The 20,891-nt window shown below is 33.8% G+C and carries 24 protein-coding genes and 1 pseudogene; 22 read left to right on the top strand and 3 right to left on the bottom strand.

Annotation, left to right across the window (positions count from 1 at the left end; translation table 11 throughout):
* The first annotated feature begins 1 nt into the window (after position 1).
* The 10 genes from NST47_RS08440 (at position 2) to NST47_RS08485 (ending at position 5,223) form a co-directional block, all read left to right on the top strand.
* A complete protein-coding gene (locus tag NST47_RS08440; protein ID WP_341154729.1) occupies positions 2 to 451 on the top strand; it encodes a hypothetical protein in 450 nt (149 codons plus the stop codon).
* 240 nt (positions 452 to 691) lie between these two features.
* Positions 692 to 1,048 (top strand): hypothetical protein, encoded by a 357-nt coding sequence (locus NST47_RS08445; RefSeq protein WP_341154730.1) that lies wholly within the window; start codon positions 692 to 694, stop codon positions 1,046 to 1,048.
* Between the two features lie 194 nt (positions 1,049 to 1,242).
* Positions 1,243 to 1,635 (top strand): EF-Tu C-terminal domain-related protein, encoded by a 393-nt coding sequence (locus NST47_RS08450; protein WP_341154731.1) that lies wholly within the window; start codon positions 1,243 to 1,245, stop codon positions 1,633 to 1,635.
* 63 nt (positions 1,636 to 1,698) lie between these two features.
* Positions 1,699 to 2,166, top strand: coding sequence for a GNAT family N-acetyltransferase (locus tag NST47_RS08455; protein ID WP_341154732.1), 468 nt, complete (start codon positions 1,699 to 1,701; stop codon positions 2,164 to 2,166).
* A gap of 36 nt (positions 2,167 to 2,202) precedes the next feature.
* A complete protein-coding gene (locus NST47_RS08460; RefSeq protein WP_341154733.1) occupies positions 2,203 to 2,451 on the top strand; it encodes a hypothetical protein in 249 nt (82 codons plus the stop codon).
* A 59-nt stretch (positions 2,452 to 2,510) separates the two neighbouring features.
* Positions 2,511 to 2,837, top strand: a complete 327-nt coding sequence (locus NST47_RS08465) for a hypothetical protein (RefSeq protein WP_445667367.1) — start codon at positions 2,511 to 2,513, stop codon at positions 2,835 to 2,837.
* 13 nt (positions 2,838 to 2,850) lie between these two features.
* Positions 2,851 to 3,108, top strand: a complete 258-nt coding sequence (locus NST47_RS08470) for a hypothetical protein (protein ID WP_341154735.1) — start codon at positions 2,851 to 2,853, stop codon at positions 3,106 to 3,108.
* A gap of 47 nt (positions 3,109 to 3,155) precedes the next feature.
* Positions 3,156 to 3,605, top strand: a complete 450-nt coding sequence (locus tag NST47_RS08475) for a hypothetical protein (RefSeq protein ID WP_341154736.1) — start codon at positions 3,156 to 3,158, stop codon at positions 3,603 to 3,605.
* Between the two features lie 115 nt (positions 3,606 to 3,720).
* On the top strand, positions 3,721 to 4,356 hold the full coding sequence (locus NST47_RS08480) for a hypothetical protein (RefSeq protein ID WP_341154737.1): 636 nt from the start codon (positions 3,721 to 3,723) through the stop codon (positions 4,354 to 4,356).
* Positions 4,357 to 4,419: 63 nt separating this feature from the next.
* Entirely contained in the window at positions 4,420 to 5,223 is an 804-nt protein-coding gene (locus NST47_RS08485) for a hypothetical protein (protein WP_341154738.1), read from the top strand.
* 329 nt (positions 5,224 to 5,552) lie between these two features.
* Here the strand turns inward: NST47_RS08485 and NST47_RS08490 are convergent, their stop codons facing one another.
* On the bottom strand, positions 5,553 to 6,662 hold the full coding sequence (locus NST47_RS08490) for a DUF4062 domain-containing protein (RefSeq protein WP_341154739.1): 1,110 nt from the start codon (positions 6,660 to 6,662) through the stop codon (positions 5,553 to 5,555).
* An 846-nt stretch (positions 6,663 to 7,508) separates the two neighbouring features.
* Between NST47_RS08490 and NST47_RS08495 the strand changes: the two genes are divergently transcribed.
* From NST47_RS08495 to NST47_RS08510, 5 genes and pseudogenes are all read left to right on the top strand, one after another.
* The gene (locus tag NST47_RS08495) at positions 7,509 to 8,126 is read left to right on the top strand and encodes a recombinase family protein (RefSeq protein WP_341154740.1); all 618 of its coding nucleotides are present in this window, start codon (positions 7,509 to 7,511) and stop codon (positions 8,124 to 8,126) included.
* 37 nt (positions 8,127 to 8,163) lie between these two features.
* A pseudogene (locus NST47_RS08500) lies at positions 8,164 to 8,346 on the top strand (BRO-N domain-containing protein); the annotation flags it as partial.
* Positions 8,291 to 8,530: a Rha family transcriptional regulator gene (locus NST47_RS37150; protein ID WP_445667368.1), complete on the top strand. Its 240-nt coding sequence runs from the start codon at positions 8,291 to 8,293 to the stop codon at positions 8,528 to 8,530. The pseudogene NST47_RS08500 and the gene NST47_RS37150, both read left to right, overlap by 56 nt.
* 460 nt (positions 8,531 to 8,990) lie before the next feature.
* Positions 8,991 to 9,722 (top strand): HAD family hydrolase, encoded by a 732-nt coding sequence (locus NST47_RS08505; RefSeq protein ID WP_341154741.1) that lies wholly within the window; start codon positions 8,991 to 8,993, stop codon positions 9,720 to 9,722.
* A 298-nt stretch (positions 9,723 to 10,020) separates the two neighbouring features.
* A complete protein-coding gene (locus NST47_RS08510) occupies positions 10,021 to 10,311 on the top strand; it encodes a hypothetical protein (RefSeq protein WP_341154742.1) in 291 nt (96 codons plus the stop codon).
* An 89-nt stretch (positions 10,312 to 10,400) separates the two neighbouring features.
* Here NST47_RS08510 and NST47_RS08515 read toward each other — a convergent pair whose 3' ends face one another.
* A complete protein-coding gene (locus NST47_RS08515; RefSeq protein WP_341154743.1) occupies positions 10,401 to 10,757 on the bottom strand; it encodes a hypothetical protein in 357 nt (118 codons plus the stop codon).
* A gap of 400 nt (positions 10,758 to 11,157) precedes the next feature.
* Here NST47_RS08515 and NST47_RS08520 point away from each other — a divergent pair, with 400 nt between their 5' ends.
* The 5 genes from NST47_RS08520 (at position 11,158) to NST47_RS08540 (ending at position 17,967) form a co-directional block, all read left to right on the top strand.
* On the top strand, positions 11,158 to 11,469 hold the full coding sequence (locus tag NST47_RS08520) for a helix-turn-helix domain-containing protein (protein WP_341154744.1): 312 nt from the start codon (positions 11,158 to 11,160) through the stop codon (positions 11,467 to 11,469).
* A 576-nt stretch (positions 11,470 to 12,045) separates the two neighbouring features.
* Complete coding sequence (locus NST47_RS08525) at positions 12,046 to 13,878, top strand: hypothetical protein (RefSeq protein WP_341154745.1); 1,833 nt, start codon at positions 12,046 to 12,048, stop codon at positions 13,876 to 13,878.
* Between the two features lie 799 nt (positions 13,879 to 14,677).
* Positions 14,678 to 15,367, top strand: a complete 690-nt coding sequence (locus tag NST47_RS08530; RefSeq protein ID WP_341154746.1) for a stalk domain-containing protein — start codon at positions 14,678 to 14,680, stop codon at positions 15,365 to 15,367.
* 249 nt (positions 15,368 to 15,616) lie between these two features.
* Complete coding sequence (locus NST47_RS08535) at positions 15,617 to 16,594, top strand: NERD domain-containing protein (protein WP_341154747.1); 978 nt, start codon at positions 15,617 to 15,619, stop codon at positions 16,592 to 16,594.
* 377 nt (positions 16,595 to 16,971) lie between these two features.
* The gene (locus NST47_RS08540; protein ID WP_341154748.1) at positions 16,972 to 17,967 is read left to right on the top strand and encodes a hypothetical protein; all 996 of its coding nucleotides are present in this window, start codon (positions 16,972 to 16,974) and stop codon (positions 17,965 to 17,967) included.
* Positions 17,968 to 18,181: 214 nt separating this feature from the next.
* On the opposite strand, the gene NST47_RS08545 is transcribed toward NST47_RS08540, so the two are convergent.
* Positions 18,182 to 18,544 (bottom strand): helix-turn-helix domain-containing protein, encoded by a 363-nt coding sequence (locus NST47_RS08545; protein ID WP_341154749.1) that lies wholly within the window; start codon positions 18,542 to 18,544, stop codon positions 18,182 to 18,184.
* A gap of 141 nt (positions 18,545 to 18,685) precedes the next feature.
* On the opposite strand from NST47_RS08545, the gene NST47_RS08550 reads away from it, so the two are divergent.
* Positions 18,686 to 20,017, top strand: a complete 1,332-nt coding sequence (locus NST47_RS08550) for a stalk domain-containing protein (protein WP_341154750.1) — start codon at positions 18,686 to 18,688, stop codon at positions 20,015 to 20,017.
* Between the two features lie 21 nt (positions 20,018 to 20,038).
* A complete protein-coding gene (locus NST47_RS08555) occupies positions 20,039 to 20,500 on the top strand; it encodes a hypothetical protein (RefSeq protein ID WP_341154751.1) in 462 nt (153 codons plus the stop codon).
* The last annotated feature ends 391 nt before the right edge of the window (positions 20,501 to 20,891 follow it).

The following is a 20,891-nucleotide window of genomic DNA, read 5'->3' on the forward strand; positions in this document are numbered from 1 at the left end:
GGTGTTTAACGATTTAATGGAACTAAAAGATATTTTTTTCTTTGGTCTCACAGAACCGCATGCTAATTCATTAAGGGTATTTTTCAGTAAAAGTAGATTAAGTGATACACCTGAACCGCTTAAAGCTGGTGATAAAGTATTTGGAGACTTATATCAAATAAATATTGATGAAAACTCACCAATAATTCAGATTGATTTCGATACATATATAGCATATTCTATCCGCAATGAATCTTATACATCATGGGATGATTACGAAGAATTTGAAGGTAATGTATTCAGGATATACAAGAAATCAAGATACCTTGATTTTGTTACACTTGGGACTTTTGCAACAGAAATTTATCCTGGTCCTTTTCTACACTATGGTATTTCTTGTCTTGATCACATTGTCGACATAGTCTCAGACTCTGAACCAATAATAAGTGAAGTGCGTTGGAATAATATATAGTGTTCTTCTCACACAATATACATCACCTGACATGCATTCGCTCAACTAGCTGGTAAGGATAGTACAATAAACCACTCTGTCCATGAACGGTTTTCTTTTGATCAGAAATCAATAAAACATGTTAACAGAGTCTAAATAAAAGGACGATTTTTTATGACCAATTCAAGATTTATAGATACTGGTGAGAGGTTACATGACTTTCTATTCGAGGCAGAGGTTCTATTAGAATGTTACACGTGCATGAAATGTGCAAAAGCCGTAAAAATACAAGATGTAGATTATGAATACAAACTGATATGTAGTCGTTGTGGTATCTTGTCTAATCCAACAATAGGATCAGGAGGTAACGGTGCTTTCATGGGGCTAAATCTTTGGTTGAGAACTAACTGTTGCGGTAATGTTCTTTGGGCTTATAACATAGAGCATTTAGATTTTTTAGATACCTACATCAATTCATCATTACGTGAACGCATTCCATATAAAAATCAGAGTTTGGCAAGTAGATTACCTGAATGGCTAAAGAATGCGAAAAATCGTCAAGAACTATCAAAAGGAATAGATAAGTTAAGGAATAGGCTTGAAGATGGCACCAAATGAATGATTCAATTTTAATGAATGGTGCTCATTGAGAAAATATATGATAAATGAAACACAATCAGCTAGTATAAAAAAGGTAATGATATACGAAATAACAGATGGGGTCTATGTATTTTTGTATGATACAGATAAAGATACATTTGAATACGCCGATTATTAGTTTGAGAAACTTGACGAAGCAGAAGCCTTATTGCTTGAAAAACTTTGAAGTTATAGGAAAGTGGATTATAATTTCAGACCCATTGGAGCATTGCCAGCATGATTTAATTGTGAATGGAGATACCATAATGTTAAAAATATTAGCAGTGGTTTACTTTCTAACAAAGGCTGAAGGTGGACGACCTAAAAATGTATTTTCAGGTTACATGCCGTCTTTCAGTGTCAAAGACGAATTAATAATGTGTAGGGTCATACATACTGACGAAAACGAGATATTGTTACTTGGGCAGAATTATACAGTAATAATTGAATTGCCCTATGGAGAACAGTTCAAGGAGTTTATTACGGATGGCTATCCATTCAATTTGAATGAAGGCGGTAAGATTGTAGGCAAGGGTAACGTAATAAAGGTAATTCAGGCATCGTAAGTTTGCAAAGCATTCAGGTGTAGGTTAGTCAACCTGCCGATAGAAAGGAAAAGGGTGCTTGGAATGGATTACACCATCACGCATTATGAGAGACCTAATAAAAACAATAAGGATGTTGTAGATCAAGTAATAGCTGTAATAGATAGCATGGTTGGAAAATGGTTCACTTCTGATGTACCACATGATACACGTAAGGACTTATTCTTTCATGATGCGTTATGTTTGGAGATTGGCGGCAAAATTGCATCATTTATTGCGTTTACAAGTTCGGAAGGGTCGATAGTTATCTCGTTGATGGGTACACATTCAGATTACCATAGAAAAGGTTATGGCTCGATCCTAATTGAAAGTTTGTTCGAGCATACTAAGCACCTTGGTTTTAATAGAATATTTGCTTGGACAGTACCTCCAAAATCTAAAGCATCCTACCAGCAAACAGTTGACTTCTACACAAAACATGGCTTTATTATTGAAAAAGAGTATAGTGAACTTTGGCAAAGCGGCACGATCCAATTAGCAAAATATATGTAATGAAGTAATGATTTTATTTAAATAAAGGATGACACTATGACCATTATTATCAAGGAAATCGTAACTCCAAGTTCAAAATATAAAGCAGAAGTAGTTATGCGAAAAGAAGGTTTGTTTGAGGTACTAACTTATAAATGGTATGAGGAATATGTTGAGCCATATGGATTAATTGCAGATGGCTGGGAAGCTGCTACCAAAATGAAAATTTTAGTTGATACGGAGTTAAAAGCAACACAATTAGTTATTGAAGAATTACAATGTTTATCTGGAGAGATTTTAGAGTAAATAACATGCTAATGAAAAATATACAAAGAACAACTTTTATCAGCTTATGGAGGTTCATGTTGAAAGAAAAACCTTATACCATGTGGATTGAAGCGGAAAACTGGGCAGATGGTGAATGGGATATATATGATGATAACACAGATGTGATAGTTACATTTGAAGATGGATCAAGATGGGTAGCATCATTTTTTACTTACAAGAACATACAAACACTGACTGAAAAGAACAGAAGGACTGGTGAGTGCTTATATGGTAAGTATTTTTGGGGAAGTGACATGCTCCTTGTAGATGAATGTAGTCGTAACCGTATTGAAGAAGTGATTAGGGATCTAATAAAAGAGGGTGATTTTGAAAATATATTTAATAGGTGTGAGGAATCCAATTAATCAGGAGGATAGCATGGAGATCGATGAAATTAAGGCGATATTAACCAGGAGGTATCCACACTGGAATTTGTATTTTGATAAGTATGGTGTGGCTGTCTGGATAAGTATGAATGATGGCAAATCAAATTACTTTGAGATACAAGTTACTCCTAAAAATGGAGTAGGAATATCGACTAGAAAAGAAATAGATGGTTTAGATTTTGGTGGTCATGATGAAGCATTTAATAGTCTTTATGAAGCGTTGGATTACATGGATAACATAGTTGATTGAAGCTGATTCATGGAAAATTGTATTTCAAACAGTAAGGAGTAGACGTTATGTCCATCACATTTTTAAAGTTAATACCAGTTCATCCAGAGTTAACACCAAATCAAGCAGAATTAATTGCTGTTAGAGACTGGATGAAAGTAAATTACCATGACAACGATGAAACGAGATATATTTTAACGGATGAAGTACGCTTTATTGATCAAGGTGAGAATTTTGAAAACATACATTGTCCTTGCTGCTCCAGACAGATTGATATCTCTTGGTGGCAACAAAAAATGGATGAGGCATATAAAAGTCTATTTCATAGTCTCCAAATTGTGCTTGATTGTTGCGGAGAGGCAATATCCTTGAATGATCTAGAATATAAGTGGGCTGCTGGATTCGCACGTTTCTCAATTGAAATCATGAACCCAGAAAACGATCTAATAGACAAGGATATATCCAAGCTAGAACAAATACTGCAATGCTCAATAAGAAAAATTTTTGCATATTACTGAACAGATCTACGGATTTATTTAAAATATATCGAGAGGTGAACTTGTGACAATAAGTAAAAAGGGTTACAGAAAAATAGTTGTAGACGAAGAAGAATATAGGTGGGGAAATTGAAATATGTCCATTAACAGTAAATTATCAGACCTTTACCATCAGTACATAAAACCAGATGAACATTTTGTCGCTGGCGGCGTTGTCGATGAAGCAGATTATGAAAATGCTAATGTGAAAGTGCTCATGCTCTTTAAAGAAGTAAATGACAAGGGACAGAAAGAAAATTGGTCATTGGTCGATCTAATACAACAACAACTGAACGATCAAAGTTTCTTACCTATGTGGAAAAGGGTAGGGGAATGGAATTGTGGTTTGCAAGTTGGATTTCCTCAGTATTCAACGGCAAGTTATAATATGAATTTGGGTTTACAATGGCTTGCTACGACAAATTTGAAAAAGTCAGGTGGTGGTGGGCAAAGTAACTATGCAGTAATCAGGGAACATGCAATTAATAATGTGGTGCTTTGGACAAGTGAAATTGAAATAATGAAGCCTGAGTTAGTAATCTGTGGAGGGACATTTGAGATTGTCAAAGAAGTTCTTGGACTTCATACGACAGTTTCCCCTTCTGGTAAACAAGTGGGAAAGGCTCTTAGTACAACGTTTGTTCAATTTTACCATCCTATGTACAGGATTAGTCCAAATGTACTGTATTCTCATTTTAAAGAAACAATGATTGGTCTTGGGTATGGGAAGTAGCGTAGGTATTGTAAAGATAGGCTCAAACTAAATTTATAATTATAAAGGTATGGTGGTTAAAAAATGGATGAAGATATTTTTGGTGATAATAATGTAATTGAGTATCCCAAAAAAGGAGCGAAATTATTTCAGGGAACTAGTAATTACTATGAGTTCGCTCATTTCGGATGGGGAATTAAATCAAGCTTTTATGGCTTTATCAAGGGTTATAAAGGGGTAAGTGATAGAGCAGTTGATTTTGCAGTAAAATCTAAAGATATAGCTATTTTAGATACCCATGTTTTTCCTATCATATTTAATTACAGACAATTTTTGGAGTTGTCCTTGAAGGCATTGTATTTGGATTATTCAAGTGATCCAACAGAAGTGAAAAAGGAAAAATTCAAAGATTTTAACCACAATCTAATGACTGTTTGGAATGCAATAGAGCCAATGTTATTAGAAGTATGTGGAAGCAATAAAGAAATGGTTAAACATGCTAAAGGCTATGTAGAACAATTTCATAAACAAGATAAATCTTCTTTCAGTTTCAGGTATCCTATTACAAAACAATTGGAGCCTATACATAAAAAAGAAGAAAGATTTGATCTTGTAAATTTAAAAAACCGCATGGAAGAATTGGATAATTACTTTGGTGGTGCGGATGGAGCATTAGATTACTTAAAATCATGCATACAAGATCAAGAAGAATATAGGAATGAAATGAGAGCAGAGTGGGAAGCTGAAATACAAGCGATGCAAAATGAAGCCAGAGCAGAATGGGAAGCTGAAGGAAGAGCAATCCAAGCAGAGCATGAAGCAGAAGCAAGGCAAGAAATAGAAGCTGAAATGAGAGCCGAAACATTGGCTAATAGAGAATACGAATAAAATAAAAAGGGTGGGAAAAAACACAATCCTGCTGTAATCACTCTTATGAAAACGTCAAATGTGGTTAGTGAATCAATAATATATTGCAAATAAGAAAAACTCCCAAATATCGGGAGTTTTGTTTGTTTTTATATGGGATGTGTGCCGCCGCTGAGTTCCTGATACTAAATAACGACTGCAAAATTGAATTGTGGAGCATTATGCCAGTAAAACATTGGTGCTATTCGTTCATGATGATGGCAAAAAAAGAGAGAAAACAAAAAGTTTCTCCCGAAAATATTGATTAACCTACAATAAATAATAGTAAATTAAAAGCATACACGAAAATCTCAAAACGGAAGACCATCTAGTATGTCATCAATAAAGTTTGTTGATTCACTAAGAAAGATTTCCCTTAACTCTTGATCATGTTCGATAAGTGGTTTTACTTCCTCGTAGTAGATTTTAATAATTTCAGATAAATTTAATTGTTTTACTATTAGTTTTTCGTTAAGGGACAATAATTTTAGATTAAATTGATCGATTAATTTTCTGGCATTATTTTTAAAGAAGTTTGCATTTCTGTCTACCACATTTTTGAAAATATCATTTTCTAATATATTAGTTGCAAATAAATCCACAAATTCTCTTGCTAATCCAACTGTGCTGCCGTATTCCTTAAATGCTATATTAGTAGATATTTGTTGAGCAAGAAACTTTAGGAGTTTTTTGTTTTGTGCTTCAATGACTTTTTCATATTCTCCATTATCACCTAAGACTTTCTTTCCTACTTCTGTTAACATTTGATTCATTCTATCAGTAATGTTTTTTAATTCAGACATAGAATCATTTATTTCTTTTGTTTTAGGTTTATTCTGAAGCTCGTTAAGGTATAGAAAAAACATACCTGCCCATTGACTCCTAAGGTAACTGTCTATGTCATCAAATTTTTCGAAAGTGTGAATAGGATTAATTTTTACATCATCTATAAAGTTAAAAACATTTATACTATCAACATGTGCAAATTTAAATTTCACTTCTTCATTTCTATCATTTTTTATAGATTGCTTTAACAAATCAGCATTTTCAGAAAATGTATGATATTCAGCATAAACATTTTTGTCTATAAAAATGAAAACTGGAATTTTGCTTTCTAAAGCTGTATTAAATTCACCCCTTGTTATTGACATATAGCCTTTCTCATAATTCTGTATTAATTCTTGTTGTTTCTGCTCACTTGCAGGGGAACCATACCTTCCACCGATAATAAGTATCATCATATGACATAACTTGACTTCATTAAAGCAAGATTCATCAAGTTGTTTGTTGTACTCGAATGTTACTCTGCCACTCTCAAATAAAACTGGCTCAAAGCCATATTGTTCTATGAAGCGTTCAATATTATTTCGGATATATTTAAGGTCGTAATAAGTTGAACTAATAAATACTCTTGGTCGCATATTTGAAATCTTCCTTCCCAAAGTACAGTTTCTAATTTTCCAATATTTCTATTACCCAATTAAGTATATTACTTCAATTCTTGTCTGTATTTAAAATCAATGAGTCTTTATCAATACCGATCCAATAACAATAATCCTAAATTCAAGTTGTGTTGGATCAAACGAAACAAATAGTGAATTTTCAGAGGTTTAATACAACTATAATATAATATTTCGTATGACATGGGAATATTTACTTTAATTTCTATTTAGTAGAGTCGCAAGATATAAAGAGATTCCAAAAGAGAGCTAATTTTATGCAAAGAACAAAACGAATGTATATGAGACTTTCTTACCGATTCACTAAATCACTCAATCCATATCCAGCTATTGGTACAAAACTCGTCTCAAAAAAAAAGTGATAAAAGGCTGGACATTAGCATTGATGAGAATGCACTCTGGTCTGGTTCTACATCATAAGAGTTAAAATATGGTTTGCATTTTAGAGCAAGTGTCTACATAAATATCGGGTTGTAAAATTAGCATGGACTTATTTGACAAAAGTAATTATTACATATGAAAAAACGGCACATTCTAACCATATCAAGAGTTTGAAGCCGTTTTTTTGTTTATCTAATCGAGTCTGGGTAATTAGTACGCTAGGATGAAGCAAATCAATAGTAACAAAGCTAAATTCTTTAGTTTCAAAAAGTATACTTTATGCCATGCCGATTCAACTTCCATTCTTTATAGTATTTTGCCTTTCAAAATGTGGGGTTTCCATATTTGAAACATTTCAAATAAAACTGGTATGTTTTGAAATAACATGCTAATATACTGGAAACCAATCGAAGGGTGAGAGCCAATATGGGAGAGATACGGAGCTTTGGCTATATACGTGTTTCAACGAAAGAGCAAAATGAAGCAAGACAAATTGAAGCATTGAAAGGTTTGGACATTCAAGAACGCGATCTTTACATAGACAAGCAAAGCGGTAAGGATTTTGACCGACCAAAATACCAAGCATTAAAGTTGGTATTGAGAAAAGGCGATATACTTTTTATTAAAGAGCTGGATCGGTTAGGCAGAAACGCAGAAGAGATAAAAAAGGAATGGAAGGAAATCACTCAGGAAATTGGCGCGAATATTGTTATTTTGGATATGCCAATTTTAGATACCAGGCAATACAAGAATGGTTTAGAAAAAGTCATTTCCACTATAGTATTAGAATTATTGTCGTATATGGCTGAAAGAGAAAAGGAAAAAATCAATAGTAGGCAAATGGAAGGAATAGCCACCGCTAAGGCTAGCGGAGTTAAGTTTGGTAGACCAAAACGTGAAATTAGCAATGAGTTTATTGTTGTTTATGAGGAATGGAAAACTGGAAGCATTACCGCGGTAGAAGCAATGCGTAGAGTTGATATGAAACCTAATACGTTTTATAGAAGAACAAATGAATATGAACAGGAGAAGGCATCCATTTAATAATGGATGTTAGTTTGCATAGAAAAACAATCAGCCATGGTGGGTTGCCAAAGATGTATGTGATGTATTAGATATTAAGAATCCAACACAGGCAATCAAAAAACTAGACGAAGATGAGCGGTCTATGTTTAACATAGGTCAACAAGGAGAAGCAAACATAGTAAATGAATTTGGTCTTTATTCGCTTGTCCTTGGAAGTCGGGAAGATAGAAAACATTGAGAATTTTAACGACCTTAATTTTAAGTCCGTTGAATATTTCGATAAAAAAGGCGAGAACAGACCGATGTACGAAATGACGCGCGATGGGTTCATGATGCTGGCTATGGGGTTCACTGGTAACCTGGTTTGTTGCCGAAATACTGAGTTATACCAATACAAATTAATCAACGGAACCTATAAATGAGAGAGCATCCCAATAATAGTGGATGCTTTTTTTTCGTATTCTATTAGGGGAAAGGGGGCTGGGATATTACTTTTTATCAAAAATGTATATTGTAGGAGGGTATAGGCACTGCAAATCGCCGCGCTGTATTTTGAAAAGAACGATAATATTATCAACTACAGCGATATGCCAAATGGTACTATAGGTATAAAAAAGGAAAATATATACTTGGTTAATTAGAAATATTTCAGGAGGGATAGATGAGTCATGATGATATCCTTTGAAAGAGAATCATGTAAATTTCAGGTTTGTTTGGTTTAACGAAAGATGAATTTATTGAGATGCAAAAAGAAGATGGTTCGTTAAGCTAACTTGCAGGATTGTACTTTGAAAAAGGGAAAGGAGTAGAACTAAAATGCCTGAGTCAGGGTTCCGTAGAGTATAATTAACTTTATCATCACATAATGGATGGGAGAGTATTATGTACCCAATTAAATTGGTTTTGTTTGATCTAGATGATACACTTTTACACTTTGACGAATATTGGGAAAATAGTGTTAAGGACGCGTTCAGAAATCATTTTTTCACCAGTGAAATGAATAGTAACGATTTATTTGAAGTCTTTAGTAATGTAGAACAATTCTTAGTAAAGAAATTAGATAGCAAACAAATTTCTTTTGACGAATATCGGACTAAACGTTTTCTCTATTCTATGGATCAAATGGGGAAAACAACGGATGTAGAAACGGCAATTAACTTTGAAATGTTCTACCAATCAATAAGTAAAAAGCATATGAAGCCTAATGTGATGATAAACAAAACCATTAAGGATCTTAGTAATTATTATCAAATAGGAGTATTAACGAATGGAAGCAAAGGGTGGCAGAATGATAAATTGGAGGCAATCGGATTAGATCGTATCATTCCAAAAGAGTATGTGTTCATATCTGAAGTTATCGGCTATGAAAAACCAAGCCCAGAAATTTATCATTATGTTCTATGTATGACTTCTTTACCACCAGAACAGGTACTTGTCGTGGGCGACTCTTGGACAAATGATGTTGCAGCTCCAATACAAGAAGGGTTGAAAGCTATATGGTTAAATAAGAAGAATTATGAAGTACCTCAAGAGCCTCACCCTCTAGCAGTGATTACCGAAATAGAGGAGTTACGTGCGATTTTGTTGTCACACGTAGGGGACCTCTGTGGATAGCACAAATTTACGAGGCGTCAGTATTGAAGGTTGCGATATCGAAGGGTTGACGATAGACGGCGTCGACATTGCGGCATTGTTGCGGCAGCACAAGGGTCCCCTTGATTGAGTACCTTATTCGCGCTATTACGCTAACGGAGTACTCTAGCTCAATAAACAACTAAGACGCGGCTGCCGTCTATGCCAGCAGACCGTGTTGTGCTAACAGGCAGTTTACTGCAAAAACAGCATCTTGGTTGCAAAGCAAAGATAAATCTGGGAACATTAAAAAATGATTTGGATCAAGGAGGTGACGTTAATGGGAAATGATAAGGCTAAAGAAGTCTGGACTGAATTTGAACGTTTATCCGAAGAAGACAAAGACTCCATAGCCAAAGCTTTTATACATCATTTCGGACAAATAAGATTTTCATTGGACGAATTAACGAAAATGGACCTAAAAGACTTAGAAATAATTAAATCAACAATAAGTGGTTTGATTCTTACCAGAGAGTGTTTACCAGATATTTTAATAGAATATAAAACAAAGGATAACGTATTACCCTCTAAAATTTCATTCGGTATACATTCTGAACGTGACAAGGATTAACGTTTAATCGCTCCTTCAATATAATTTAGTAAAAGGAGCTTCCCAAAGGATGCTCCTTTTGCAGCAAGAAACTTGCTCGTTGAAGAACCTCAACTTGAATGCTTATCAAGAATAACTTTTGTAAATCCGCAAGAATAATCCTCAAATCCATCCTCATCGGTTGACCAAATTTCATTCCATAAATATAGACCATCAATACATTCAATAATTTCATTCTTGGGTATGTATTCTGATATAGATGACCACCACTCTAGTTCATTACCTCTAGCCAAACGATAGGTTGGTTGTTTTGAAGCCTCTGCTTCATCATATGTTATAGTCAACCGAATAGCATCAATCAACTCTCCCTTACGAATAATGTGACTTACATTGCCTGTGTAGTACGCGTATGCTTTTCTTGTGTTATTAATTGGTTTTGCATTTAATACTAATCCGTTTGTAATCATGATCATTCTCCTTAAAATAAAGTATGAAAAATAGATAAGTTATTGTTATAGTGTCAAAATTAGATATTGATTTAACTGTATAACGTAATTTTTACGATATATTAATTTCAGTAACAAATTGCAGTGAAGCATTGAGACATAATCTAGTTAATAACCGAGAAATTATTTCAATTAATCCATTGTTCCCCCTTGTAAAGTATTTATTTTGTAAATCGGCTTGTTAAATATATACCATAAAAACAAAAGTGGTGTCAATAAATAAATTAAATATATTTAATATATACGAGTGAATATGAATGTAAATAAAGGTTTTAGTTGGTTTATATTAAATATATTATTCATTTGACATTTAGTTATGTATATTTTATTTTATATTTATAACTTTGGACGGAGTGATAGAATGAGTTACATTATTGGAGATAGAGTAAAACTTAAAAGAGAAGAGTTAGGGATTACAGCTAGAAGATTAGCGGAATTAGCTAATTGCACTCCCTCAGCAATTGGTCAATTAGAAAGTGGAAAGTCTGATAATCCAACAATGAAGTTATTATCAAAGCTAAGTGAAGTCTTTAATGTTTCAATTGACTGGCTAGTTAACGGAGAACAGGAAATTTTAAACAAGCAAGAATATTACAAACTTGATGAATTTGAAAGGAGATTTATCTTAGAGTACATCGACTTTTGCTTGAAGCGAAAAAATGAAGAGATTTAAATATGTACTAATATCCCTCATTAAGTGAACGGACCACGGTTGCATTGGAGATAAAGGACATTTCTATATTAATACACAAGAAGATGGGATCGTGGGTTGAACTGACACTCTTAAAGAAGGTTTAGGAACCGACTAGGATGGAATAAGCCATAACTACAAATAATTTTCTCGGAGTGTTGGTAAATCAATATAATGAGGTAATAGTTTAAGACAAGAAAAAGTCTAATATTACTTATAAAATGTAAATATTTGACAAATATTAATCGAGATGGTATACTAGTATAGTAGGTAAATGAACTGCAAATATAATTTATTAAGAGAAGGGTCAAATTTGACTTTCTCTTATTTTTGCGTTCTAAAATTAATAAGGGGTTGCTTTTACGTGGATAATATTAGAGAAATATACAGAGCAAAAAGGTTGAAAAGTAGGATCAAACTTATAGAAATAGCGAATATCCTTGGCTGTACGAAGGGTTTAATTAGTAATTGGGAAAATGCTAGAAGTAGTATGGTCGAAGAGAAGGTAATAGCATATATGGAATACATTGATTCGAAGGAAAGCGTTGGTGAAACCATATGTCATCATGTTTAATATTACAAACGCTTAGAACAATTCTGATTGGATCGGATACAGCGATTTCTACTAATCTTAATGACCAGATATATAGATTGAGTGATGATGGGGAAAAACTATGGAGTATAGACGGAAGTGTTATATTCTGTTCTGGCGATATGGATACTGCATATAAGATTATGGGAACATATTTGCAATTGCAAGACAGAAAAGTTAAAGATATTAGTCGTATAGCACGTATCCTATGTAAGGATATCATAAATAAGAAAATAGCTATAGTGGTGTGTTCAGTGCTATCAAATTGTTCCATAGTATATGATATTTCATCAGAAACCAATTTTGAAATTATCGAAAAAAGGATGGGTATAAATCAATCTAATGATGTTGCAATTTGGGCAGCAGGTATTAAAACAAAAGAAGCTGGAGAACTAGCGGAGAAATTCCTTGGACTAGGATATGATGCATTAACTACATATAAGAAAGTATTCAATGAAATTTCTTATGAGGGTGTTGGAGGTTCTTTGGTTCTTAAACAGGTTACACAAGAACAAGTGAAAAATTTAATGATAGAAACGATTACGGAGAAACCAGATATGAAGATTCTGACTGAGGAATTATATTGGAAACTGCAACCTCAATTAATCATAGCGGAAAGGGTATTCGGAAAATTAATAGCAGGAGTAAATTTACAAATAGATGCATCTGATGAAACTGGAATGAAGACTTTTACTGTAGATGGTAATGGAGTCACCATAGCAGGAACTCGCCTGACAATCACTGGTGGTCTTCCTACAAGTCAGTTAGATCCTACCTTTAAAGATAGTCTAGTCAATCTGGGGAAGGCTTACAATGGCGTTGTAATCGATTCAGTGAATGGTCTTGTAATTACTAAAAGCGATAACGCAATTAGAACTGTTCTTAATGCAACTGATGGATTTAAGTTCCAAAAGAATGTTAGTGGAACATGGACAGATAGACTTTCATATGATGCTATTACTGGAAATTTGGTTATCGATGGTTCAATTAATGCAAGAGAGCTTAAGATTAATGGAACTAATGTGTTAGTTGGAGCTAGTACAATTGGTGGACAATTTATTGACAAGATCAAGGTTGAACAATTGGATGCTACAACCGCTAAGATTGGATCAGCAATGATTGGTAGTATTTTTGCTAATCAAATTGTTGTTGGCAATGGAACTATTGCAGATAATTTACTTTCAGGAAGCTCAAGATGGAATGGTAGAACTACGTTGATCAATGATAGCGGTATATACACTGGTACATTAACGGCTAATCAAATCAATGTAATTCAAGGAATTACACTTGGAGCAAATGCTACCATTGATTGGAGCTACATGAACAAGCCAACAGCAGCTCAAGTTGGTGCATTGCCAAGTAATACATTTATACCAACAGTTCCAGCTTATATAACAGCAACAAAGATTACACAAACGTCTATTGAGAGTCCTAATATCACAGGTGGAACTATCGTAGGAACTATATTTAAAACAGCTTCGAACGGTGCAAGGCTACAGATGGATACAAGTGGCATAAAATCATATAACTCTTCTGATCAATATCATGGTATCAATATTTCTAGTGGGAATTTTTCATATCTGGATTTTTATTATCAAGGTGAAGATCGTGGTGGAATGTATCAAGCTGGTGGGGTTTTACATATTGAACCAAGAAGTGGAGCGGATTTAGTCATTTCTCCTAATTACGCATATGGGAACATAACGATTCAAGCAGGTTCTAGTGCATTAACTAAAGCAAAAGGAAATTGGGATTTTACTGAAGCCAATGTTACTGGAATTTACGCTAGATTTGCGTAAAGGTATAAGGAACAATGAAGAAATAAGAACATAGTATAAAACTTTAGTTTTATTATCTTGCTCGTAATAATGTATTATGCTAAAATAACTTGGGGTTATGCTTCGAATATTAATATAAATTAATATATCGGAGGAGGCTGTTGTTTTGCTTGACATAAATATTGTTATAGTTTTTGCATTACTTGTATTTTTTTTAGGTAAGAAAATTGAGTGGGAAGTGCAATTAAAAAGAAAAAAGAAGCGTATTATTATTTCATGGAAAAGTTCTTAAATCTCAAAATGTAAGTTAGCTTTAGTAAGAAGCATAGTCCTATTGCTAGTTTTATAAGATGAAAGTATATCTTTCATTTTTATAAAACTGGTGATAGGTGTAAAATATATTATATTAATAATACAAAAAACCATCTTATATTTAAACATCTAAGATGGTTTTTTGCGTCAAAATGCTACTTTAAACACACAATTTTCCTTTATAAAGTAATCTCCATTAACAACCACACATTCATCCGTATGTTTACTTATCCTCCCATAATCAATTTTCTCACCTTCTTGATACACATGTACGGGAATAGCAAAAAACCTGGCATTGTCAAAATCGAATGGTGATCGTAACTCTTGGTTTGCTTGGAACATAATCAGACCTTCTTTCTTGTTAATTTAGGGTGTTGTTTTGATACTACTTCGACAAAATATCCATAAATCCTTTTAATTAGGTAAATATAACCATGTAAAAAGAAGGATAAAATAGTAATTTATCGAATTGTTTAGATTGTAGTTGAGAATGAAAGGGGAATTGTATATGAAAAAGAGAGTATTAGCAGGGGTAATTGGAACTACGTTGTTAATGGGATTAGGAACAGGGGCATTAGCAGCATCTTCTTTAGAAGAAATCAAAGCATATTTAAATGGAGAGATTAAATTCAAAGTGAATGGGGCTGACTGGCGTCCAAGTGATGAAAAGGGTAATGAAATGATGCCTATTACTTACAATGGAAATACATATGTACCACTACGGTCAGTTTCAACAGCATTGAACACACCAATCGATTACGATGGTGAGAGCAAAACTGTAGTATTGGGTGAGAAAGTGGATGGAATTAGCTTGCTTTCAAAAGATATTAAGTATACAAGAACCGTTAAAGCAGATGCTGAAGATTTAATGGACAAAGATCAATTGATATTAAATGGAAAGCAATATAACGGCGCATATAGACTTGATCTCATCACTGATAGTGGTGATTTTAGGATCACCTCTTTAGATTTGGGGAAATCCTACTCAAAAATGAATGCTGTTATTGGTATTAAAGGTAACGGTGCAAAAGTGAAAGTGACTGGAGATAAAGATCAAATCTTAAAAGAGTTTGAGTTAGGCAAAGATGAAGTTAAGGAAATTCAAATTGATCTTCAAAATACGCAAAAGCCTAAATTTTATGTAAGTAGCAAAGGTAAAGGTTCCTTTTACTTGTTCAAAGAAACTACAGTGAAATAGATGAGTGGTATGATAATGTAATGGTGGGAGCATTCGATAATGAATGCTCTTTTTTTGATGATGCGATTGTGATTGGTGATTTAAGAAACACATGTGATTTGAAGGTTATAGAAGATCATCCTCAACTAGTAAGTAAGTCACAAACCGAATACAAAATTGGATTATTGTGGTATAATCTGACATGATAAGCTTTTACTCCTACTAACGAACTACATATCTTCATCAAAGAGTTAAGGAGAGATAGGATATATGTCATTATTTAATAAGATTTTCGGCAAGAGAACAATTCAAAGCCCAATTTTCATTAAGGACTTTACAAAAGATAATCCTCACTTAATAGCCTTAAAAGAACTCTTCAAAAAGGTTAACGAAGGGGAGCAGAAGGACAATATTGAAAGAGACATGAAACTCCTGAAGTATGGAATTGATGGGGAGAATAACGTTTACTTTGAGTTAAAAAATTCATTCTTGCCAATTTTGTGCTTACATGACGTAAGGATTCAGTATGGCGATTACGTTGCTCAACTAGATTTTGTCGTTATTTCGAACAAGTTCACTTGTATCCTGGAAACGAAAAAATTAAGTGGTAATATCAGTATTGACCATGAAGGAAACTTTGTGAGAACTATGAAGAACAGGTATGGAAAAGAGTATAAAGAAGGCATATATAGTCCTGTTACTCAGAATGCAAGACATGTTGATATAATCAAACATGTCTTATCGAAAGAATTGAAGATCAATAACATGCCAATCTTGTCGCTTGTGGTGATGGCTAATCCTAAAACTATAATTAACAAGAACAAATGCCCTGCGGAGATAGAAAGAACAATCATAAAGTATGATCAAATAAAAGTAACACTAGAGAAGTATCAGAATGATAAAGCAAATACTTATGACTTAGCGGAAAAAGACATGAATAATATTGCAGAATTGTTAAACAAATTTAACACACCAATAAAAATGGATTTGGAAGCAAAGTACCAACTTTCTAGTGAAACGTTTCTAAGAAAAGACGAAGCACAACTTCGCCTAGAGCTTACGGCATACAGACTAGCAACTTCGAAAGCAGAGAACATCAAGGCTTATATTATATATAATAATAACGAAATGGAAGAAATGATAGTTAAGTATCCAAAATCAGTAGAAGAACTGTTAGAAGTTAAAGGATTTGGCAAAGTAAAAGTAGAGAAGTATGGTCAGCAAATATTGGATATCTTCAATGGGTGAGAAAATAGTTAATAGTGTATCAAAGAACATATTTGAAGGTGTTGAGATTGATACATGGAGTTTATTTGGAGGAAACAAGCTGCTCTTACTGATTGTTGCAACGATAGTTTATGGAGTACTACTTGGATTGTTGTTAAGGATGCGTTTCTTACGATGGATTCCAAATCAAATAGTACGGCTTGTTGTAGGAGCAGGATTTCTAGCTATCTTTTACTTTTGGATAACAAAGATCATCTAAATGCAGGAGTTGAAAGATGGACTCAGTGAAAATTGAAAAGATCACAGAACAAGGACATTTATTTAGAAATGCAGTTGATCAATTCTTCTATTATATTAGTGAAAGGATTGTATAAATGTAGACAGTTTCGGAGGTTAGTATGGGTGGAAATCGTTTTTGGGAGTTTTATCTAGTTCGATATTTACTTGGAACAATATTTGGAGTAGTTGTTTTATTCTATCTTGTGATTAATTACAATAATGAAATTACTACTTCCTTTTTTAAAAGTGAAATATCTACTAAAATTGAAAAATTATGTAATAATAAACAAAATTCAAGTGAAATACAGAAATTAGAATGCAAGTATAAAAAACAACAAGCTAAAGAGTCGCTTAAAGCAGGTGAAATACTAGGAGCTGTTAGGATGCTCCCAGATGAGGAAAAGATAGGTGCCAAAATAGCAAGTTTATTGTATGAAACAACTTATGATGTAGGGAAAGAAGATGCAATTGATGTTTTGAAAACTTTAGGTGGTACTGATCTTTTTCCAAGTAAGTTTGGCGATAACAAAATTACGTTAAAACAAACGGGTTTCCCTATTCTTGCAGCAATTGTTATTGTGGTATCTGGTTTCCTATATATGTATTTTTCTAGTATGATTATTTTAGTTTTACATGGAATACGTTTCGCTTGGATGGGTTTTTTTGTAAATTCCAAAAAGACTGATAAGAAAGGCGTTATCTTTTTACTATCTCTATTTTTAATTCTATTCTTCATAGTAATGTGTGGTACCACTGAATTGAGACATAGTATTACTTTCATAGTTACATTCTTAATAATGATAATGTTGATTTTATTGTTTCCAAATGTTGGGATATTTTATTTATATTTGAGTAAGTATAGAGGTAGTATATCGAAAATTAGTAAAAAAACTGAAGGATTACAAGATCCCGTAAAAAGTGAATATATTGAGTCATATAAACATTTACGTGAACATGGCAATGCGTTTGGTATTATTGTATGTGAGATTATATTTGCAGGTTGGCTTATAATGTGGGATTTTTCATTTTGGGCAATTTTTTATTGGTGTCTGATTGGGTTTACTTCGTGGATATTAGGTAGTTACTTGGAAATAAAAGCGGTTAGTGAAAATTAAATTAATGCAAATAAAGCAACGATTAGTATTAAATCAGGTTATGAATTGATTCCATAAAATTCTTCTTTCATGTAAGTTTGTGAAAGGGTGCATAGTATAATAACAGACGCTTCAGGAGTGTGCCTGAGCGTCTTCTTTGTGTTGGTTAATATCAATAGATATGGGGCTAGAGGAATAGAGTCTGCCGTGATTATGAGGTTTAATCATTTGAAAATTATTTATTGATTTTTGAATATGTATCTAGCATATCTTTCATCATTCGTAATACCAATTGTATCTCTTCAACTTTTCTCCCTGAAACTAATGAGTTAAGGGCATTCAGTAAAATCTTCTTATCTGTTCGTTCTTCGATTGATTCAATATTTTCAAACTTAAACAGTTCGCTGGGAAGGATATCTAATGCAGTAATCACTTTATCTAAGGTTTCCAGAGTGATATTTCGTTCTCCACGCTCGATGTCGGATATATACGTTATATAAACACCTGATTTTTCTGCTAATGATTCTTGTGTATAGCCTTTTTCTTTACGAATCGTCCTGATTCGTTCTCCTACTAGTTTGACAAAATCGGATGACATAAATCCACGCTCCCTTTCTATCAAGCGTAGGGGAGCATAGTACAATAATACAGATGTTCAAATCAGAATATAACTTGAAAATATCGTATATAAACGATATTATTGGTGGTAGTTATAAATACATAGGAAGGAAGAACTAACATGAAAATTATAAAGTCTTTATTGCTTACTTCAATGTTTGCGACTTCAATAGCATTGCCGACAAACGTTTTTGCGGATGATGCAATAACTGTCTACGTGGATGGACAACAGTTAAGCTTTGAAGTAGAGCCTGTCATAAAAGATGGGACGACGTTAGTTCCACTGAGGGCAATCTTTGAAAAATTTGGTTATGAGGTTTCGTGGCATCCTGAAGACCAAACCATTCTTGGTCTAAAGGATGGGGCAGATATTCAGATGAATATTGGAAATAATCAGGCATATGTAAGGGGGAAAGCCTTTACGCTAGAGGTTTCGCCTACCATTATCAATGGGAATACACTTGTTCCATTGAGGTTCATTGGAGAAGCAAGCGGAATGAAAATTGCATGGGATGGTACAAATAGAAGAATTGATGTGAAGAGTCAAACTGAAAATATCGCAATGGTTATAACTAATACCCTGACAGGAAGCACATTCACTGGCGAAGTTGTTAATGGAAAACCAAACGGTAAAGGTACGATGGTTTTAAAGGATGGAAGTAAATTCGAGGGATTTTTTGTTGATGGTGTTATTAACGGGTATGGTGTGGCTACATATGACGATGGTTCTAAATATGAAGGATATTGGCAAAATGGGAAATGGCATGGTGAAGGTAAATTAATTTATTCAGATGCTCATTATTATCAAGGAGATTTTATCGAAAATAATTACGATGGTTCTGGTGTTGAATATGATAAAAATGGAAATGTCCTTAGAATGGGTAACTATTCAAGGGGAGTTTTGGTTTCTCCCTCTAAGCAAGATATAAGAAAAAAAGATAATGACAAATATTTCACATTATCATGGGGAATGAGTGAGTCAGAAGTAAAAGCATCTAGGAGCGACAAGCCTACTCTGGAGAGGAAAGATAGCAAGGGTAATAATCAAATTGTGTATGACTATACATTTGAACTGGGTGAAAAGGGCAAGGTCGGATATATCTTCAATAACACTGGATTAATCGAAGTTATGTATTTGACGGAAAGTATGTCAGAGTTTGATGACTTGTTTGGGGTGTACACACTTCTTGATATGGATTTGAGTTCCCTTTACAACAATGAGAATGGTCAAGATGATTTCAAATGGAGGGTAGACGATATAGCAATCAAGGCATACAAAAAGGTGTATGCAAATGATTTCAGAGGCATGGCTGAAATGGCTATGAGGTCAAATGAACTAACACTATTAGCTCAATTTAAAAGCATTGACAGCAATATCGATCTAGCTATGTATAACGGTGGCTCGTTATCAAAGCCAAGCTACACAGTTGGACTAAGCTATGTAAAAAAATAATTTTTAGGGGAAGGGAATAAGGTGAGAACCATTTATAAAACAAAGATTCTATTTATATGCGTCATAGCGGTCAGTTTCATGGCTGGGTGCGGCAATGATAAGATAATACCTACAAATACACAACCAACGCCAGCAGTGGTTACGGAAAGCAAACCACAATCGATAACAACAAGTACACCTTCAACTAGCAGCAATCAAACTACCACACCAAGCAGTAGCAGTTCGCAATCGTCCAGTACATCATTAAGCGGTAAGAGTACAACAACCGATAAGCCCGTATACACTAAGGAGCAACTTGAAAAGGACTCAAAAGCACCATCTAAGAACCCAGCAGACTATAACAAGAATGGTGAATACGTTCCGAAGACTGGTGTGTCAAAGAATCCAGCAGACTATAACGCAAAAGGCGAGTACAAGCCTGCTGATCAAATGACAAAAGAGGAAAAACGAAAAGAGCTGGAGGAAATGTTAAAAAGGCGGTAAAGTGAGCATTTGTAGATGTATGAAAAACTATATGAGCATTTAACAGGGAGTAGCAAAGCTACTCTCTTTTGCTTGGTAGAAAGATCACTATTTCATTTGCGTACGCTAAAATGCTTCCAGAACGTTCTTTGTTGTTTAGAAGGAAATAGTTATCACTATTACAATACAAACCGTTAACGAGCAAAATCTGTTCGTCTGATTGGATGTGAACGTGGGGTGTGGTTCGGTGATTGAATATTATTATTGGATCTTGATGACGAGGTGAATTGTTTTTTTGAATATATAGGAATAATTCAATCTATTGGAATTAAACGGTTTAATAATATGAGCGAGTAGCTTTGGGCTATTCTATTGGTTTTTATAAGTGTTTATTGGTTGTCAAAATTCGACT

Origin of the sequence: Paenibacillus sp. FSL H8-0034 (assembly GCF_038000305.1) — a bacterium.
Lineage (GTDB): Bacteria > Bacillota > Bacilli > Paenibacillales > NBRC-103111 > Paenibacillus_S.

Bases quoted from the DNA above. Each gene is read 5' to 3' on its own strand.
- NST47_RS08445 (WP_341154730.1), top strand. From the start codon at position 692: ATGAAATGTGCAAAAGCCGTAAAAATACAAGATGTAGATTATGAATAC.
- NST47_RS08460 (WP_341154733.1), top strand. From the start codon at position 2,203: ATGACCATTATTATCAAGGAAATCGTAACTCCAAGTTCAAAATATAAA.
- NST47_RS08525 (WP_341154745.1), top strand. From the start codon at position 12,046: ATGTCATCATGTTTAATATTACAAACGCTTAGAACAATTCTGATTGGA.
- NST47_RS08520 (WP_341154744.1), top strand. From the start codon at position 11,158: ATGAGTTACATTATTGGAGATAGAGTAAAACTTAAAAGAGAAGAGTTA.
- NST47_RS08495 (WP_341154740.1), top strand. From the start codon at position 7,509: ATGGGAGAGATACGGAGCTTTGGCTATATACGTGTTTCAACGAAAGAG.
- NST47_RS08535 (WP_341154747.1), top strand. From the start codon at position 15,617: ATGTCATTATTTAATAAGATTTTCGGCAAGAGAACAATTCAAAGCCCA.
- NST47_RS08530 (WP_341154746.1), top strand. From the start codon at position 14,678: ATGAAAAAGAGAGTATTAGCAGGGGTAATTGGAACTACGTTGTTAATG.
- NST47_RS08490 (WP_341154739.1), bottom strand. From the start codon at position 6,662: ATGCGACCAAGAGTATTTATTAGTTCAACTTATTACGACCTTAAATAT.
- NST47_RS37150 (WP_445667368.1), top strand. From the start codon at position 8,291: ATGAATTTGGTCTTTATTCGCTTGTCCTTGGAAGTCGGGAAGATAGAA.
- NST47_RS08515 (WP_341154743.1), bottom strand. From the start codon at position 10,757: ATGATTACAAACGGATTAGTATTAAATGCAAAACCAATTAATAACACA.
- NST47_RS08485 (WP_341154738.1), top strand. From the start codon at position 4,420: ATGGATGAAGATATTTTTGGTGATAATAATGTAATTGAGTATCCCAAA.
- NST47_RS08505 (WP_341154741.1), top strand. From the start codon at position 8,991: ATGTACCCAATTAAATTGGTTTTGTTTGATCTAGATGATACACTTTTA.
- NST47_RS08545 (WP_341154749.1), bottom strand. From the start codon at position 18,544: ATGTCATCCGATTTTGTCAAACTAGTAGGAGAACGAATCAGGACGATT.
- NST47_RS08510 (WP_341154742.1), top strand. From the start codon at position 10,021: ATGGGAAATGATAAGGCTAAAGAAGTCTGGACTGAATTTGAACGTTTA.
- NST47_RS08470 (WP_341154735.1), top strand. From the start codon at position 2,851: ATGGAGATCGATGAAATTAAGGCGATATTAACCAGGAGGTATCCACAC.
- NST47_RS08540 (WP_341154748.1), top strand. From the start codon at position 16,972: ATGGGTGGAAATCGTTTTTGGGAGTTTTATCTAGTTCGATATTTACTT.
- NST47_RS08455 (WP_341154732.1), top strand. From the start codon at position 1,699: ATGGATTACACCATCACGCATTATGAGAGACCTAATAAAAACAATAAG.
- NST47_RS08480 (WP_341154737.1), top strand. From the start codon at position 3,721: ATGTCCATTAACAGTAAATTATCAGACCTTTACCATCAGTACATAAAA.
- NST47_RS08550 (WP_341154750.1), top strand. From the start codon at position 18,686: ATGAAAATTATAAAGTCTTTATTGCTTACTTCAATGTTTGCGACTTCA.
- NST47_RS08475 (WP_341154736.1), top strand. From the start codon at position 3,156: ATGTCCATCACATTTTTAAAGTTAATACCAGTTCATCCAGAGTTAACA.